The following is a 15,567-nucleotide window of genomic DNA, read 5'->3' on the forward strand; positions in this document are numbered from 1 at the left end:
CTTACGATCCGACCCCCGATTTTGCAGGTTTTACTCTGCAGGCGGAACGTAGCCTTCGGCCTTGGCGTATTCCTCGCCGGAGAAGTACTTGTCCATTTCGCCCTGAAGATATTTGCGGTCTTCGGCGTTCATCATGTTCAGACGCTTTTCGTTGATCAGCAGGGTCTGGTGTTTCTGCCAGTCAGCCCAGGCCTTGGCCGAGACGTGGTCAAAAATGTCCTGACCTTTGGCGCCCGGGAAAGGGGCGCGTTCCAGCGCGGGCAGTTCTTCTTTGTACTTGCGGCACATTACGGTGCGGGTCATGGCGACACTCCTGCATTCAAGACGGCGGCCGCGCGTTCGAGCAAGGTTTTGACCGGGGCGGCGAGGCCCAGGCGCGGCGGGGTGGCGAGGTTATACCAGAGCCAGTCGGCCTCGGCCACGTGATGGGCGGCCTCCTGCACCTGAACCAGCCAGGGTTCGATGGACAACTGGAAATGGCTGAAGGTGTGGACAAGGCTCGGCAGCGCCTGCTGCTCGCCCATGGTCAGCGAGTGCTGAGTGGCGAGATGTTGCAGGTCGTTGAGGTCATCAAGTTCCGGCAGGCTCCACAGACCGCCCCACAAACCGCTCGAGGGGCGACGGTAAAGCAGAATCGCGCCGTCGCCGTTGGCGAGCATCGGCATCAGCGTGCGCTTCTGCGGGATGGTTTTGCGCGGCTTGGGGATCGGGTAGCGGGTTTCGAGGCCGAGCATGTGCGCCTCGCAACCCCGTTCCAACGGACACAGCAGACAACTCGGCTTGCTGCGCGTACACAGCGTGGCGCCGAGATCCATCATCGCCTGTGTGTAGGCGTTGACCCGATCGTGCGGCGTAAAGCGCTCAGCGTTGGCCCAGAGCTGTTTGGCGACCTTCGGCTCGCCGGGGTAGCCCTCTTGCGCGGTAAAGCGTGCCAGCACGCGTTTGACGTTGCCGTCGAGGATCGGCGCACGCAGGCCCATGCTGATGCTCGCGATGGCGCCAGCGGTGGACAGGCCAATGCCCGGCAGATCGGTGAGCTTTTCAACGTCACGCGGAAACTCGCCGCCGTACTGGCTGACGACGATTTTTGCGGTCTTCTGCAGATTGCGCGCGCGGGTGTAGTAACCCAGCCCCGTCCACAGGTGCAGCACTTCGTCTTCTGGCGCCTCGGCCAGCGCTTCGACCGTCGGCAACGCGGCCATGAACCGGTCGAAGTAATTGAGCACGGTGCTGACCTGGGTCTGCTGCAACATGATCTCCGACACCCACACCCGATACGGGTTGATGTCCTGCTGCCAAGGCAGATCGTGGCGGCCGTGGCGGTCGAACCAATCCAGCACCGCCGTGGAAAATTGCTCCGCTCTCATCGCTTGAACAGCCCCTTCAATGCGTTTTTCAGTTCCGGGCTGACCTTGTCACCGAGTTTCTCGTCGATCTTCTCACTGAGCTTGTCGCCGGCCAGTTTGGTCGCGACCTGACCGAGGCGATCGTTGTCGACGCGGCAGGCTTTGGCGCCCAATTCGAGCGGGCCACGGCAGCGCAGCGGCCATTCGACTCCGACGAATTTTTCGCCGACCTGACACGCCGGATCCGGCATGGCGCTGGTGTCGCCTTCGACGATGATGCCGACGCGGTAATCCATGCCGAGCACACGCAGGTCGATGTCGCCGTCACCGTTGACGGTCATGCCGGGGATGCGCACTTTCAGATCCGGGTTGCTGGCGACGCCGTTGCGGAAGGTCAGGTTGCCCTTGAGTTCCTGGAACGGTGTGTCCTTGCCGCGTGGCTCGCCGCTGAGGGTTTTGCGATTGAGCGTGGCGATGCCTTTGCACAGTTGCTGTTCAAGGTTGGCGTTGAGCAGCACGCCGTTGTTGATCACGAAACTGGCGTTGCCGTTGAGGGTGTCAATCAGCGCCTGCTGGCTGTTGCCGCTGCCGGTCACGTTGCTGGTCAGGGTCACCAGACCTTTGACCGGCGGATTCTTGCCTTGGCTTTCGAGAATTTTTTCAACAGGCACGCGGTTGAGTCTGGTCTGCAAATTCAGCACGGGTGCGTTCGGACGCACATCGAGGGTGCCGTTGGCTGCAAAACCACCGTTGTACAACTCGCCGCTCAGGTTGGTCAGGGTCAGCAAGCCGCCCTGGCCGGTAGCCTTGAGCGCTGCGTTCTGGATCGGCAGTTTGTCGAGGGTCAACTGGCCGAAGGTCAGGTCGGCGTCCACGTCGAGTTTGGCCAGGCGTTCAACCGGCAACAGGCGCTCGGTGCTCCAGGCGGTTTTGCTTGGTTTGTCCGGCAGAGGCGTTGAGCCCGCGCCGGCCATGGCATCGGCTTCAGTGCTGGCAACTTCGGCCTGGCGCACCTGCGTGGCGCTATTGGCCTGCGCCGATTTTGGCGGCAGGTAACGGTCAGCGTTGAATGTGTCAGCCTTGAGGATTGCGCGCAGTGACTGCTTGGCGAAGTCTTCGACGGCGATGCGACCGCTGAAGCTGCTGTCGTCGAGTTTCAGGTTGATGTTGTCGAGTGCGATGCTGGTTGGCGTGGCGGCCACACGGCTGACCAGTTCGACCTTGCTCAGACTGCCTTCGGCCATGGCCGGGAGTTTCTGACCGATGCTGTCGACAAATTTCGCTAGGTCGAACTGGGCGATGGAGATGCCGCCGGTAATCTGCGGCGTCTTGTCGAGGTCGTTGACTTTCAGTTCGCCCAAGGCACGCAATTGGTTGGCAGAGATCTTGATACCAGTCCATTCGGCGACGTTCGCCGCTTTATCCAGTAATAACTGCCCCTGGGCGGCAAAGGTCATGGTCTTGCCTTGTAGCGGGTCGCCAGCCAGTTCGCCGGACAGCTTCAGGTCTTCCAGCTTGTAGCGTTGCAGGGCGCGTTCAATGCGCAGTTCGCCGGTGAGCTCGGTACGCACGCGCAGCACGGGTTGATTGGTGCCGAGGAATGCGGTGGCTTTTACCGGGATATTGGTCGAATCGTGTACCGGGCCGGTGCTCAACTGGATGCTTTCGGCGCTGAACTGCTTGCCGGTCTTCTCGTCGTTGTACTCAACGCGGGCGTTGTTGACAGTCAGGCTGTCGATATCGAGGCGGATCGGCTGCGGTGGTTTTTCCACCGCAACAGGAGCTTCGCTGGCCGGTTGGCCAGCCGTAGCGGCTGGCGGCGTTGCACCCGCCGGGGCAGGCACCTTGCCGATGTCTTCCCAGTTGCCATGGCCGTCCTTGTCGCGATTGAGGCGCAGGTTCAGACCTTCGACGCGCACGTCGCTCATTTGCACTTCACGGCGCAGCAGCGGTAGCACGCGCACGGACAGGCCGAGCATCTGCAAGTCGGCGAACGGTTCGGCAGGTTTGATCAGGGTGGCGACGCTGGCCTCGTGCAATTCCAGGCCAAGCCATGGGAACAGGCTCCAGCCGATATCGCCATTGAGCGTCAGCTCGATGTGGGCCTTGTCGCGGGCAATCTGGCGAATCTCGTCTTTGTAGTCGTTGGGATCGAAGAGGTGGGTCAGGGCAAAACCTGCCGCCACAATGATCAGCAACAACCCGAGAAGTACCAGACCCAGGATTTTGCCGAACGCTTTCATGGGCGAGTCCTTGTAATTAGTCGAATTCGTAATTTAGCCGGGGAGTATAGCGCTGCAACCGCCCGGTTCGCTGTGACGTCATGTTGCCAGCACCTCCAGCGGCACCTGCAACCTGGCGGCGAGTGCCTGAGCTTCAAAATGCCCTTCAGGCGCCAACAGACGCAGTTCGGCCCCCGCTTGCGACGCCATTTTCTGCGCTTGGTTCACCAGCCGTTCGGCTACCCCACGGCGACGGGTAACTTTTCGTACGCATAAATGGGACAAGTACCAAACGTTGTGGTGCCTTTGCAGAAGCGCTGCGCCAAGCAGGCGATCATTGAAGCGTCCGGCAATCAGAGTCCCGTCCGCGAGGGCGCTTTCGATCAGTTCAGCCTCCCCGGAAAACGGCGCAAACAGCCATTCTGGCGCATCGCGATAGATCTTCTGCAAATCCTGCTGATCCTGATAACTGGCGTCTTTCACGGCTTCAACAACGATCGGCATGGCGTTTTCCTGAGTGGTACGAGAACAGATGACATAAAAAAGGTGATATCAGTTTGGTTTTTCTGTCACGTGCAAATGGTAACCTTCGCCCGTTCGTCCGTCCTTCTGCGACTTAACGTCGCGCCTTCAAGGAGCTTCACCCAAAAAAACGGTCATGCCTGCGTGCATAAAGGCCGGGGGTGAACAGTGGCTGGCGAACCATACTAATAATTGGGGGATACACAATGAGCACGAGCATCACGGCGGACGGCCTCAGAGCCGACCAGCCCGCGTTCCTGTCCAAGGAACGCATCATCGCCAAGCCCGGTTTCAATCGTTGGCTAGTCCCACCGGCCGCTCTGGCCATCCACCTGTGCATCGGCATGGCCTACGGCTTCTCGGTGTTCTGGTTGCCGCTGTCCAAGGCGCTGGGCGTTACCGCTCCGGTGGCTTGTGCACCGGACATGAGCTTCATCGCACAAGTGTTCTCGTCGCAATGCGACTGGCCGATCTCGATGCTCGGCTGGATCTACACGCTGTTCTTCATCTTCCTCGGCTGCTCGGCAGCGATCTGGGGTGGCTGGCTGGAACACGCCGGGCCACGCAAGGCTGGCGTGGTATCGGCACTGTGCTGGTGCGGCGGTCTGCTGATCTCGGCGCTGGGTATTTATACCCATCAGATCTGGCTGATGTGGATTGGCTCCGGCGTGATCGGCGGTATCGGTCTGGGTCTGGGCTATATCTCGCCAGTATCGACCCTGATCAAGTGGTTCCCGGACAAGCGCGGCATGGCCACCGGCATGGCAATCATGGGCTTCGGTGGTGGCGCGATGGTCGGTGCACCGCTGGCAACCGCGCTGATGAGCCACTTCGGTTCGGCTGAAGGCGTTGGCGTCTGGCAGAGCTTCGTGGCCATGGCCGCGATCTACTTTGTGTTCATGATCGGTGGCGCACTGTCGTACCGCGTGCCACCAACCGGCTGGAAACCTGAAGGCTGGACCGCTCCGGCGAAAAAGGTTTCCAACTCGATGATCACTCATCGCCATGTGCACGTGAATGTGGCGTGGAAAACCCCGCAATTCCGTCTGGTCTGGCTGGTGCTGTGCCTGAACGTTTCTGCTGGTATCGGCATTCTCGGCATGGCTTCGCCACTGCTGCAGGAAGTGTTCGGTGGCAAGTTGTTGGGTGTTGACGTGCCATTCGGTCAGCTCGACGCCGGGCAACTGGCTTCGATCGCCGCGATCGCTGCCGGTTTCACTGGTCTGCTGAGCCTGTTCAACATCGGTGGTCGCTTCTTCTGGGCCTCGTTCTCGGACTACCTGGGTCGCAAAAATACCTACTTCGTATTCTTCGCCCTGGGTTTTGCCCTGTATGCACTGATTCCGAACATGGGGCACCTGGGCAACGTTGCGCTGTTCGTGGCGGCGTTCTGCATCATTCTGTCGATGTACGGCGGTGGTTTTGCCACTGTGCCGGCGTATCTGGCCGACCTGTTCGGTACTCAGATGGTCGGTGCAATCCACGGTCGTCTGCTGACGGCGTGGGCGGCGGCTGGCGTGCTCGGTCCCGTGCTGGTGAACTACCTGCGTGAATATCAGCTGAGCATCGGCGTTGAACGCGCTGCCGCTTACGACATCACCTTGTACATCCTCGCCGGCCTGCTGGTGTTGGGCTTCCTGTGCAACCTGATGGTGCGTCCGGTGGCCGACAAGTACTTCATGACTGACGCTGAGCTGGCGGCCGAACAGGCGCTGGGCCACGACAAGGGTGCTGACGCCAGCACCGTTCTGGAGTGGAAAGCGGCGCCGGGCAGCAAGCCGCTGGCAATCGCTGCCTGGCTGGCTGTAGGTATTCCGTTGGCGTGGGGTGTGTGGGTGACCCTGCAGAAGACGGCGGTACTGTTTCACTAAGGTGTTAGCTGAATAAACACCGAACCTGTGGGAGCGAGCCTGCTCGCGAAGACGGAATATCAGTCAACTTAATTGTTGGCTGACCCACCGCATTCGCGAGCAGGCTCGCTCCCACATTTGTTTTTGCGCTGCCTGTAATGGCTTGTATGGACATGTCTACCCGCGACAGCCGGGGGTTCTATCCGTCAGCCATCTCACCTATCGTGTTTCTGTTTCGGCCCCGCGTGCCTATAATGGCTGCCTTTTTCGCCCAATGATTTTGCGGAGCTGGTGATGGCCGAACGTAAGGCGTCTGTCGAGCGCGACACTCTGGAAACCCAGATCAAAGCCTCGATCAACCTTGATGGCACTGGAAAGGCCCGATTCGATATCGGTGTTCCTTTTCTTGAGCACATGCTGGATCAGATCGCCCGTCACGGGTTGATCGACCTGGATATCGAATGCAAGGGCGATCTGCATATCGACGACCACCATACGGTGGAAGACGTCGGTATCACCCTTGGCCAGGCATTTGCCAAAGCCATTGGCGATAAAAAAGGCATCCGTCGCTACGGTCATGCCTACGTGCCGCTCGATGAAGCACTATCGCGCGTCGTCATCGATTTCTCTGGTCGTCCAGGCCTGCAGATGCACGTGCCGTACACCCGCGCTACCGTGGGCGGCTTCGACGTTGACCTGTTCCAGGAATTCTTCCAGGGCTTCGTCAACCACGCGCTGGTCAGCCTGCACATCGACAACCTGCGTGGCACCAACACCCACCACCAGATCGAAACCGTGTTCAAGGCTTTCGGCCGCGCGCTGCGCATGGCCGTCGAGCTGGATGAGCGCATGGCCGGGCAAATGCCATCGACCAAAGGCGTTCTGTAATGCAGACGTTTGCAGTTATCGATTACGGCATGGGTAACCTGCACTCGGTGGCCAAGGCCCTCGAGCACGTCGGCGCCGGCAAGGTGCTGATCACCAGCGATGCTGCGGTGATTCGCGAAGCTGACCGCGTGGTGTTCCCCGGTGTTGGCGCGATTCGCGATTGCATGGCGGAGATCCGTCGCCTCGGCTTCGATTCGCTGGTGCGTGAAGTCAGTCAGGATCGTCCGTTCCTCGGTATCTGTGTCGGCATGCAAGCGTTGCTCGACACCAGCGAAGAGAACGACGGCGTCGACTGCATCGGCCTGTTCCCGGGCGCGGTGAAGTTCTTCGGCAAAGACCTGCATGAAGACGGCGAACACCTGAAAGTCCCGCACATGGGCTGGAACGAGGTGAAGCAGAAGGTCAGCCACCCGCTGTGGCATGACATTCCGGACATGGCGCGTTTTTACTTCGTGCACAGCTACTACATCGCTGCCGCCAATGCGCGCCAAGTGGTTGGCGGCGGTCACTACGGCGTCGATTTCGCTGCAGCGCTGGCCGACGGCTCGCGTTTCGCCGTGCAGTTCCACCCGGAGAAGAGCCATACCCATGGCCTGCAATTGCTGCAGAACTTCGCCGCGTGGGACGGTCGCTGGTAAATGGCTGCCAAGAAGTCCAGACCGCCGATCCTGACCCTCACTCCCGAACAGGAGAACGAGGCCAATCGCAAGATCCAACGGTTCATGGAAGACCGTTTCGAACTCGACCTGGGTTCGTTCGAAGCGGCGGAAATTCTTGAACTGTTTACCCGCGAAATTGCTCCGCACTATTACAACAGGGCGATTTTCGATGTGCAGACCCACCTCAAAGAGCGGTTTGAAAGCATCGAAAGCGACCTGTGGGCGCTCGAAAAAAATTAGGAGCAGCTGCAAGCCGCAAGCTTCAAGCTGCAAGAACTGGTACACCGCATGCTCGCAGCTAGTCGCTTGCAGCTTGCCGCTCTTTTGACGAAGGAAAAAGCATGCTGATTATTCCCGCTATCGATCTTAAAGACGGTGCCTGCGTACGTCTGCGCCAGGGCCGCATGGAAGATTCCACAGTGTTCTCCGATGACCCGGTGAGCATGGCTGCCAAGTGGGTGGAGGGCGGTTGCCGCCGTCTGCATCTGGTCGATCTGAACGGTGCGTTCGAAGGCCAGCCAGTCAACGGCGAAGTCGTCACCGCAATCGCCAAGCGCTACCCGACATTGCCGATCCAGATCGGTGGCGGCATCCGTTCGCTGGAAACCATCGAACACTACGTCAAGGCCGGCGTCAGCTACGTGATCATCGGCACCAAAGCCGTTAAAGATCCGGCGTTCGTCGCTGAAGCGTGCCGCGCGTTCCCGGGCAAGATCATCGTCGGTCTGGATGCCAAAGACGGTTTTGTCGCCACCGATGGCTGGGCTGAAATCAGCACCGTGCAGGTCATCGATCTGGCCAAGCAGTTTGAAGCCGACGGCGTGTCCTCGATCGTTTATACCGACATCGCCAAAGACGGCATGATGCAGGGCTGCAACGTACCGTTCACCGCTGCGCTGGCCGCCGCCACCAAGATTCCGGTGATCGCGTCCGGCGGTATCCACAATCTGGGTGACATCAAGTCGCTGCTCGACGCCAAGGCGCCGGGCATCATCGGCGCCATCACCGGCCGGGCGATCTACGAAGGCACCCTCGACGTCGCCGAAGCGCAAGCTTTCTGCGATTCGTACCAAGGCTGAGGACTGACCATGGCGCTGGCCAAACGCATCATCCCTTGCCTGGACGTGGACAACGGCCGGGTCGTCAAAGGTGTGAAGTTCGAAAACATCCGCGACGCCGGTGACCCGGTGGAAATCGCTCGTCGCTACGACGAGCAGGGTGCCGACGAGATTACCTTTCTCGACATCACCGCCAGCGTCGATGGCCGTGACACCACGCTGCACACCGTCGAGCGCATGGCCAGCCAGGTGTTCATCCCGCTGACCGTCGGCGGTGGCGTGCGTACCGTGCAGGACATTCGCAATCTGCTGAATGCCGGCGCGGACAAGGTGTCGATCAACACTGCGGCCGTGTTCAACCCGGAATTCGTTGGCGAAGCAGCGCAGCATTTTGGCTCGCAATGCATCGTCGTCGCCATCGACGCGAAGAAGGTTTCTGGCCCGGGTGAAACCCCGCGCTGGGAGATCTTCACCCACGGCGGGCGCAAGCCAACCGGCCTCGACGCGGTCGAGTGGGCGAAGAAAATGGAAGGCCTCGGTGCCGGTGAAATCCTGCTGACCAGCATGGATCAGGATGGCATGAAAAACGGTTTCGACCTCGGTGTGACCCGCGCAATCAGTGATGCGCTGGGCATTCCGGTGATCGCGTCCGGTGGTGTCGGCAACCTGCAGCATCTGGCCGATGGCATTCTCGAGGGCCATGCCAGTGCGGTGCTGGCGGCGAGTATTTTCCACTTCGGCGAATACACCGTGCAGGAAGCCAAGGCCTATATGGCGCATCGCGGGATCGTGATGCGTTAGATGGTCGTCGGTGCTGTGGCGGACTTCGCGTCGAGCGAGACCCGCCACATGATTCATTCTGCTATCCGGGATTGCGTAGGGTGCAGGTGATCAGTCCGAACCTCTGAAACACTCAGGTTTCGATCCATCGTGTAACTGCATAGCGTCAATGGCAGCGCCTGAACGGGGGTGTAAAACCCGTCGTCGACTTTGCTGTAGTGCTCAGGATTGATCTCGGAGCAATTGGTTTCTTCTGCCGGGCCCGTGTAGATCTGGGTCCAGAGATTGCGATCTGCCTCTTCACGGTACTTTATAAAAAGATAATTTCCGTCTGGCTCAATGGTGAGCGTCGGCGCGGGTAGTTGCATCGGAACGGGCGTTACGACTCTTGCTGCGAGGATTTGGGCGTTTCCAAGCAGTCGGCTATCGGCTTGTTGATCGATTGAGTTCACGCCAATCAAGCATAAATAATGCAGTCCGGCTTCTCGGCCAATCTCTGATTGCACTTTTGCGCTGGTTGTACTGATTCGGTCGCTGTAGTTGTCAGGTGAATAACAAGCCTGTGCATCACGAACAGTCTTGAAGCGATAGAACTCGGTACTCATGGAAAAATTGATATCCCACTTGGGTGTTGGTTGGCTGGTGCTGGTGGGCGCTTTGTGCAGTCCGATATCTGTAATTGCTCTTGAGTTTGATCTGAGCTGAAAGTTTGAGTTTGGAGTGAGTGCGCAGTTTTCTGTGTCGAGACGGAATGTTCCATTGGCGAAACAACCAGTCAGATAGTCGACAGGAAAACTTTGGCTCGCCTGATGCGGCAATAGAGATGGTGTCTTTTTATCGCCACACAGACCATGCCAGAAACACAAGTCATCCGAAGGAATACCGTAAGTAGTGCCGGATAATATGCCGGTCACTTGTCCCGTTTCAGCATCGATCACCGGGGCGCCCGATGAGCCAGGCTCAATTCCTTTGCAGTTCTGCTTTTGGTAGTCGGTGTGAATGTTCAAATACTTGATCAGGGTGGTGTCGGTCGGCTCTTGTGTGCAGGTCGAAAGCCTCAGGCCGGCTGCATTGGCGGGCGCGCTTACCAGGTTCACCTGACTGACGTTGCGGGGCGCTGCCGCCGCGAGCTTGAGTGGGGTTATTCCGTCTTTCAGCAGGCTGTCCAGTGAGGTGCCTAACTGCAATATTGCGATATCCGTACTGGCGAAACTGGCCCAGTTGACCTTGTCGATGTCATAACGCTTGGCGCCTGCGAGCGTGTCATGGAAAAAATTGAACTGCATCTGACCTTGATAAGCAATGTCAGCAATTGTGCCGACTCTGATGGAAGTGCAGTGCGCATTGGTCATTACGTAAGCAGGCCCGTTTGCTTCTTTACCTGTTCCGCGAGTATCGAGCAGGAATGCGCTGCAATAAGGCCTATCGTCTTTGAAGATCTTGCCAACACCGTTCCAGTGATTGAAGTCGCCACCCGCGTTACTTAGCAGAATTGCTTCCGGCGCTTCGGCTGTAGTGCCTGCGCAGGAGATTAAGGGAAGTGCCAGCGCTATTGTTGAGCACGCAAAAAATATTCGGACTTTATTAGTCATGATCAATCCTTGACCGTATTTCAGGAATTAATGGAGCAGCTGTGTTTCGCAGGTGAGTTTAATTCGTTGTGCTGTTCGGTATGTGCTGGCTAATGTGACTTGTTGTGAGTGCTGTTATCTGCAAGTTAAAAGTGTGAGGTCGGTGAATGCCGCAGGCATCTCTGATACGGCTGAAAACTGTTCTTTCGCATGCTCTTTTTTTGATTCTTCAGCACGTGCTGGTGCTTTTTAATCGGGTCAGGATGGAAAACCATACAGGCCAGTGGACAGCATGGCGCACCCAAGGCACTCTTGGGCACGCCATGGATTTCGGTAGCCCGACATGATCAAACGCCTGCTTCTTGTTCTCGCCAGCACATCAATGTTGCTCATCAACACTGTCCGCGCCGAAAACAGTCCCGACACCGATCTGGTGCTCCTCACCGAAAACTTCCCGCCCTACAACATGGCGAAAGATGGCAAGAACTTCGCCAAAGGCGAAAACATCAACGGCATCGCCGCCGACATCGTCCGCGAGATGTTCAAGCGTGCTGGTATCACCTACAGCCTGACGTTGCGTTTCCCATGGGAGCGCGTCTACAAACTCGCTCTGGAAAATCCTGGGTACGGCGCCTTCGTGATGGCGCGCCTGCCGGATCGCGAAAAACTCTTCAAATGGGTCGGCCCGATCGGTCCGGACGACTGGATCATGCTGGCCAAGGCTGACAGCAAGATCACCCTCGAAACCCTCAATGACGCGCGCAAGTACAAAGTTGGCGCCTACAAGGGCGATGCAATTGCCGAGACATTGGCCAAACAAGGCCTGAAGCCGATCGTGGTGCTGCGTGATCAGGATAACGCGAAGAAACTGGTCAATGGCCAGATCGACCTGTGGGCCACCGGTGATCCTGCCGGACGCTATCTGGCACGGCAGGACGGTGTCACCGGCCTCAAAACGGTGTTGCGCTTCAACAGCGCGGAACTGTATCTGGCGCTGAACAAGGACGTCTCCGACGACGTCGTTGCCAGGCTTCAGGCCGCGCTGGATCAGCTACGCAAAGAAGGCGTGGTGGACGAGATCATGGGGCGCTATCTGTAGCGCTCACGACGTCCTGCTCAGTCGACGCAGGGGTGGGTGTTTGCTCCATTTCGGCAATATCTACGGGCGTTTCTGTTGCGACCGGCTGCGTGGCAGGGACAATGTTTTCGGGTACCTCGGATGTGTATTGGCTGATGTGCAGGCTGCTGCCGGCGGTATAGCTGAAAAGGTTTGCCACGGCTGTGCCGTCGGCACGCAGCAGTCGGTAGTCGCTTTGAATCAGATAGGCCGCCACTGACTTTCCGCCGTCGACCACCGCGACGACTTCAATGGCCGCCGTGTTGAGCCATTCGTTCGAGTGCATTTCGCATTGTGTGAACTCATGCCCCAGCCTTGCCGAAAACAGGAAAGGAGTGCGCACATTGGTTTGCCATTGGGCTCCAAACTCGACTGAAGTGCTGTTGGTAAATGCGCGCAGGCCGTCGGTTCGCTGCTCGCGGTACGCCGTCCAGCGAAATGTCTGGCTGGTGCTTTCGCTGTTGTGAGCATGACCGACAAGCACGTATTTATCGGTGCGCTGCAGTGTATAGAACGGCGACGTGTGCAGTTGCTCAAGGGGGGCCAGCAGCGGGTCCTTCACCGTGAACCACGGTAGGCTGGCCATGAAGGTAGGCTGCTGCGGCAGGTCCAGTGCAGTCGGTGTTATCCCGCAAAGCAAAGGTGCCACAGGCCGTGGATTGATGATGAGCGGAATCTGCAGACGCAGCGAGTGGACCTGAAGATCCGCCGGTTTCGAATAACCATTGAATCCCACGAAAGTGCCGGGAGCCAGGTAGATCTCACCGGATGCTGCTGCTGGTGGCAGCGCGCCCCAGGCGCTGATGCTTTGTCGTGCGCCGCTGCCCTTGTCGTTCCACAGTGGGTCGCTGGCGCTCGAGGCAATCACCAGATCGGCGCGAACACAGCGAATCGAATTGAGCGAGGGTTTTTCGTGACCGTTGGAGCATACCGATCCCAGTGCCACGTACCCTGCAGGCGGAATCGGGCGCCAGACAGCGCCGTCCTTTTTCGATCCCGAACCGGAATCCCGCCAGATCAACTCAAAATCATCGGGGCTGCGCAAGGCTTTACCTTTGCCAGCGTCGACACTGGGCGTCGGCGATTCGCACACCACGGCCACCACTTTGTTGCCATTGATGTTGCCCAGACCTGGCGCAACCACGTCGCCCAGCGGGAAGTAACCGGGAAGCAAATCGGGGGCGGGGGTGGGGCGCCAGAACGCAGCAGGCTTGGCTCGCGAACCATCGGTATCCCACATGCGCAGAAATTCGCTCGTGAAATTGATCAGCAGGTTGTCGAGCCTGATCGGTTCCATTTGCCTGGCAGGCAATGGAGTAGTGTCAGTTGTGGTCATAGTCATTCCTGATAGTAAAAAACGACTCGGGGTGAGTCGCGACCTGTTGCAGGTCTTACTATCCGGAAAGGGCGAGGGTTTCTTGCGGTAACTATGTATGAGTCAATGTGACCGGGTATTACCGATAGATGCCGTCTTTACCATGCCCGAGCATGGCGCGATTGCTGCGCAGGCTGATCATCTGTCTGATATCGATCCACTCGATTCCCTGAGCTTTCAGCTTCGGCAGTTCGCGCTCCAGCACTGCCAATGTCTGTGGATACGGGTGCCCGATCATCACCGCCGAACCCTGTTTGTGCGCCAGGTTGATCGCCGTCTGCAACTGTGCGGAGATCGCTGCTTCAGTGCGTTCGTCATCCAGAAACACATCCCGCGACACACTCGCCAGGTCGATCTTCTGCGCCTGCTGCGCGGCGACAGTCTGTGCGCTGGTGCGGCTGTCGACGAAGAACTTGTGCCGGCGCTGCAATTCGCCCATCAACCACGCCATCGCTAGGGGTTGCGCAGTCATGCGGCTGCCCATGTGGTTATTGATGCCAGCGGTGTAGGGGACCATTTTGAACGCCGCGTTGAGGCGTTTTTCCAGCTCTTCGATCGGCAGTTCCGGATGCCAGGCATAAGGCCCGGTGGCGGGGTCCATCGGCATGTGCAGGATGACGATCTTGCCGGCGCGATGGGCTTCGCGGGCAAATTCAGTGGCGTGCGGGGTATCAGGCATGATCGCCGTGGTCACCGGGCCGGGCAGGGCCAGCACGCGGCGATCCCGGGGCAGGTTCTGCCCCAGGTCGTCGATGATCAGTGTCAGGTAGGCTTTGTGTGGTTTGGTGCTGGCGGGCTCTGCATGAACAGCACCCGCCAGACAGCACAACAGAACGAAGACGAAACGCAAAGACATCCTCAACGGCCGGAGGTGATGCTCAGCCCTTTGAGCAGGCTCAAGGCCTGGGCCAATTGGTAATCGTCATCCTGTGGCATGGCCTTGGCCTTGCTGCCAGACCCGGTCGGTTTGTCCGCGCCGCCGTTGCCGTTGCCCAAGTGTCCTTGCAGGTCGGCTTCCTTGAAGTATTCGCCATCGGCCTCGCTGGTGATCTTGGCCTTGCGTACTTCGATGTCCGGGACAATGCCCTGAGCCTGGATCGAGCGGCCATTCGGCGTGAAGTACAACGCGGTGGTGATCTTCAGTGCGCGGTCGTTGTTCAGCGGCAGCACGGTTTGCACCGAGCCTTTGCCGAAACTGGTAGTGCCCATGACTACCGCGCGTTTCTGATCCTGCAGGGCACCGGCGACGATTTCCGAGGCCGAGGCGCTGCCACCGTTGATCAGCACCACCATCGGCACCGCTTCGCTTTCGTCTTTGCCGGTGGCCGAGAAGCGCAGTTCGGAGTTGGCGATCCGGCCTTTGGTGTAGACGATCAGGCCTTTGGTGATGAAGTGGTCGACCACCTCCACCGCTGCCTGCAACACGCCGCCCGGGTTGTTGCGCAGGTCGAGGATGATGCCGTTGAGTTTCTTGCCGTTGTCCTTGCGCATCTTCGCCAGGGCCTTGGAGACCTCATCGCCGGTCTTGACCTGGAACTGGGTGATGCGGATGTAGCCGTAGCCCGATTCAAGCAGCTGTGCCTTGACGCTCTTCACCTGAATCACCGCGCGTGCCAGCGTCACGTCGAACGGCGTGCCGCCATCGCGTACCAGCGTCAGGGTGATTTTCTGGCCGATCTTGCCGCGCATCTTGTCGACAGCTTCGGTCATGGTCTGGCCGCGCGTCGGCTGGCCGTTGATCTTGACGATGAAGTCGCCGGCCTGGATACCGGCCTTCGACGCCGGGGTGTCGTCGATTGGCGAAACGACTTTGATGAAACCGTCTTCGGCGCCGACTTCGATGCCCAGACCGCCGAACTCCCCGCTGGTGCTTTCCTGCAGCTCGGTGAAATCTTCAGGGCCCAGGTAGGCCGAGTGCGGGTCAAGGTTGCTGAGCATGCCCTTGATCGCGTTTTCCAGCAGGGTCTTGTCGTCCACCGGCTCGACGTAAGCGGCTTTGATCCGGTCCATGACCTCGGCAAAGGTGCGCAACTCTTCCAGCGGCAGCGGTGCCTTGGAGGTTGCGGCTGTGCCTGCCGGAGCGACGGCCGGGGCCGGTTGCGCGGCGAACGCCAGAGGCGCGCCGATCACCAGAGCGATCGTCAGGGCCAGCGAGGTAAGGCGGGACAAATGCAGCATG

General features: G+C 59.0%; 15 protein-coding genes. 7 read left to right on the forward strand and 8 right to left on the reverse strand.

All coding sequences use genetic code 11. From position 1 onward, the window contains the following. Positions 1-30: 30 nt before the first annotated feature. The 4 genes from CCX46_RS01610 to CCX46_RS01625 all read right to left on the reverse strand — a co-directional run bounded on the left by CCX46_RS01610 (position 31) and on the right by CCX46_RS01625 (position 4,072). Positions 31-303, reverse strand: coding sequence for an oxidative damage protection protein (locus tag CCX46_RS01610; protein WP_016772129.1), 273 nt, complete (start codon positions 301-303; stop codon positions 31-33). Next, on the reverse strand, positions 300-1,367 hold the full coding sequence (mutY, locus tag CCX46_RS01615; protein WP_127925486.1) for an A/G-specific adenine glycosylase: 1,068 nt from the start codon (positions 1,365-1,367) through the stop codon (positions 300-302). The genes CCX46_RS01610 and mutY overlap by 4 nt, the downstream gene beginning before the upstream one ends. After that, positions 1,364-3,589: an AsmA family protein gene (locus tag CCX46_RS01620; protein WP_127925487.1), complete on the reverse strand. Its 2,226-nt coding sequence runs from the start codon at positions 3,587-3,589 to the stop codon at positions 1,364-1,366. The genes mutY and CCX46_RS01620 overlap by 4 nt, the downstream gene beginning before the upstream one ends. A 78-nt stretch (positions 3,590-3,667) precedes the next feature. Then, positions 3,668-4,072 carry an acetyl-CoA sensor PanZ family protein gene (locus CCX46_RS01625; RefSeq protein ID WP_127925488.1) on the reverse strand — a complete coding sequence of 135 codons (405 nt, stop codon included), beginning with the start codon at positions 4,070-4,072 and terminating at the stop codon, positions 3,668-3,670. Between the two features lie 224 nt (positions 4,073-4,296). On the opposite strand from CCX46_RS01625, the gene CCX46_RS01630 reads away from it, so the two are divergent. From CCX46_RS01630 to hisF, 6 genes are all read left to right on the forward strand, one after another. After that, positions 4,297-5,961: an OFA family MFS transporter gene (locus CCX46_RS01630; protein WP_127925489.1), complete on the forward strand. Its 1,665-nt coding sequence runs from the start codon at positions 4,297-4,299 to the stop codon at positions 5,959-5,961. A 273-nt stretch (positions 5,962-6,234) separates the two neighbouring features. Next, positions 6,235-6,828: an imidazoleglycerol-phosphate dehydratase HisB gene (gene hisB / locus CCX46_RS01635; protein WP_007909204.1), complete on the forward strand. Its 594-nt coding sequence runs from the start codon at positions 6,235-6,237 to the stop codon at positions 6,826-6,828. Further along, positions 6,828-7,466 carry an imidazole glycerol phosphate synthase subunit HisH gene (gene hisH, locus CCX46_RS01640; protein ID WP_127925490.1) on the forward strand — a complete coding sequence of 213 codons (639 nt, stop codon included), beginning with the start codon at positions 6,828-6,830 and terminating at the stop codon, positions 7,464-7,466. The genes hisB and hisH overlap by 1 nt, the downstream gene beginning before the upstream one ends. Next, positions 7,467-7,727, forward strand: a complete 261-nt coding sequence (locus CCX46_RS01645) for a DUF2164 domain-containing protein (protein WP_122609200.1) — start codon at positions 7,467-7,469, stop codon at positions 7,725-7,727. 101 nt (positions 7,728-7,828) lie between these two features. Then, positions 7,829-8,566, forward strand: a complete 738-nt coding sequence (hisA, locus tag CCX46_RS01650; protein ID WP_003220753.1) for a 1-(5-phosphoribosyl)-5-[(5-phosphoribosylamino)methylideneamino]imidazole-4-carboxamide isomerase — start codon at positions 7,829-7,831, stop codon at positions 8,564-8,566. Between the two features lie 9 nt (positions 8,567-8,575). Then, entirely contained in the window at positions 8,576-9,346 is a 771-nt protein-coding gene (gene hisF, locus CCX46_RS01655; protein WP_007897430.1) for an imidazole glycerol phosphate synthase subunit HisF, read from the forward strand. A gap of 53 nt (positions 9,347-9,399) precedes the next feature. On the opposite strand, the gene CCX46_RS01660 is transcribed toward hisF, so the two are convergent. After that, a complete protein-coding gene (locus CCX46_RS01660) occupies positions 9,400-10,917 on the reverse strand; it encodes a trypsin-like serine peptidase (RefSeq protein WP_127925491.1) in 1,518 nt (505 codons plus the stop codon). A gap of 322 nt (positions 10,918-11,239) precedes the next feature. On the opposite strand from CCX46_RS01660, the gene CCX46_RS01665 reads away from it, so the two are divergent. After that, complete coding sequence (locus tag CCX46_RS01665) at positions 11,240-11,995, forward strand: substrate-binding periplasmic protein (protein ID WP_127925492.1); 756 nt, start codon at positions 11,240-11,242, stop codon at positions 11,993-11,995. Here CCX46_RS01665 and CCX46_RS01670 read toward each other — a convergent pair. The 3 genes from CCX46_RS01670 to CCX46_RS01680 all read right to left on the reverse strand — a co-directional run bounded on the left by CCX46_RS01670 (position 11,976) and on the right by CCX46_RS01680 (position 15,566). Beyond that, positions 11,976-13,349, reverse strand: a complete 1,374-nt coding sequence (locus CCX46_RS01670) for a Vps62-related protein (RefSeq protein ID WP_224790087.1) — start codon at positions 13,347-13,349, stop codon at positions 11,976-11,978. The two genes, CCX46_RS01665 and CCX46_RS01670, sit on opposite strands and share 20 nt — an antisense overlap. A 118-nt stretch (positions 13,350-13,467) precedes the next feature. After that, the gene (locus CCX46_RS01675) at positions 13,468-14,244 is read right to left on the reverse strand and encodes a divergent polysaccharide deacetylase family protein (protein ID WP_127925493.1); all 777 of its coding nucleotides are present in this window, start codon (positions 14,242-14,244) and stop codon (positions 13,468-13,470) included. A gap of 2 nt (positions 14,245-14,246) precedes the next feature. Further along, entirely contained in the window at positions 14,247-15,566 is a 1,320-nt protein-coding gene (locus tag CCX46_RS01680) for a S41 family peptidase (RefSeq protein WP_127925494.1), read from the reverse strand. Position 15,567: the final 1 nt, after the last annotated feature.

It is taken from the genome of Pseudomonas sp. RU47 (assembly GCF_004011755.1).
Taxonomy (GTDB): domain Bacteria; phylum Pseudomonadota; class Gammaproteobacteria; order Pseudomonadales; family Pseudomonadaceae; genus Aquipseudomonas.

Coding starts and splice junctions, on each gene's coding strand:
- CCX46_RS01610 (WP_016772129.1), bottom strand. CDS start 303: ATGACCCGCACCGTAATGTGCCGCAAGTACAAAGAAGAACTGCCCGCG.
- mutY (WP_127925486.1), bottom strand. CDS start 1,367: ATGAGAGCGGAGCAATTTTCCACGGCGGTGCTGGATTGGTTCGACCGC.
- CCX46_RS01620 (WP_127925487.1), bottom strand. CDS start 3,589: ATGAAAGCGTTCGGCAAAATCCTGGGTCTGGTACTTCTCGGGTTGTTG.
- CCX46_RS01625 (WP_127925488.1), bottom strand. CDS start 4,072: ATGCCGATCGTTGTTGAAGCCGTGAAAGACGCCAGTTATCAGGATCAG.
- CCX46_RS01630 (WP_127925489.1), top strand. CDS start 4,297: ATGAGCACGAGCATCACGGCGGACGGCCTCAGAGCCGACCAGCCCGCG.
- hisB (WP_007909204.1), top strand. CDS start 6,235: ATGGCCGAACGTAAGGCGTCTGTCGAGCGCGACACTCTGGAAACCCAG.
- hisH (WP_127925490.1), top strand. CDS start 6,828: ATGCAGACGTTTGCAGTTATCGATTACGGCATGGGTAACCTGCACTCG.
- CCX46_RS01645 (WP_122609200.1), top strand. CDS start 7,467: ATGGCTGCCAAGAAGTCCAGACCGCCGATCCTGACCCTCACTCCCGAA.
- hisA (WP_003220753.1), top strand. CDS start 7,829: ATGCTGATTATTCCCGCTATCGATCTTAAAGACGGTGCCTGCGTACGT.
- hisF (WP_007897430.1), top strand. CDS start 8,576: ATGGCGCTGGCCAAACGCATCATCCCTTGCCTGGACGTGGACAACGGC.
- CCX46_RS01660 (WP_127925491.1), bottom strand. CDS start 10,917: ATGACTAATAAAGTCCGAATATTTTTTGCGTGCTCAACAATAGCGCTG.
- CCX46_RS01665 (WP_127925492.1), top strand. CDS start 11,240: ATGATCAAACGCCTGCTTCTTGTTCTCGCCAGCACATCAATGTTGCTC.
- CCX46_RS01670 (WP_224790087.1), bottom strand. CDS start 13,349: ATGACCACAACTGACACTACTCCATTGCCTGCCAGGCAAATGGAACCG.
- CCX46_RS01675 (WP_127925493.1), bottom strand. CDS start 14,244: ATGTCTTTGCGTTTCGTCTTCGTTCTGTTGTGCTGTCTGGCGGGTGCT.
- CCX46_RS01680 (WP_127925494.1), bottom strand. CDS start 15,566: ATGCTGCATTTGTCCCGCCTTACCTCGCTGGCCCTGACGATCGCTCTG.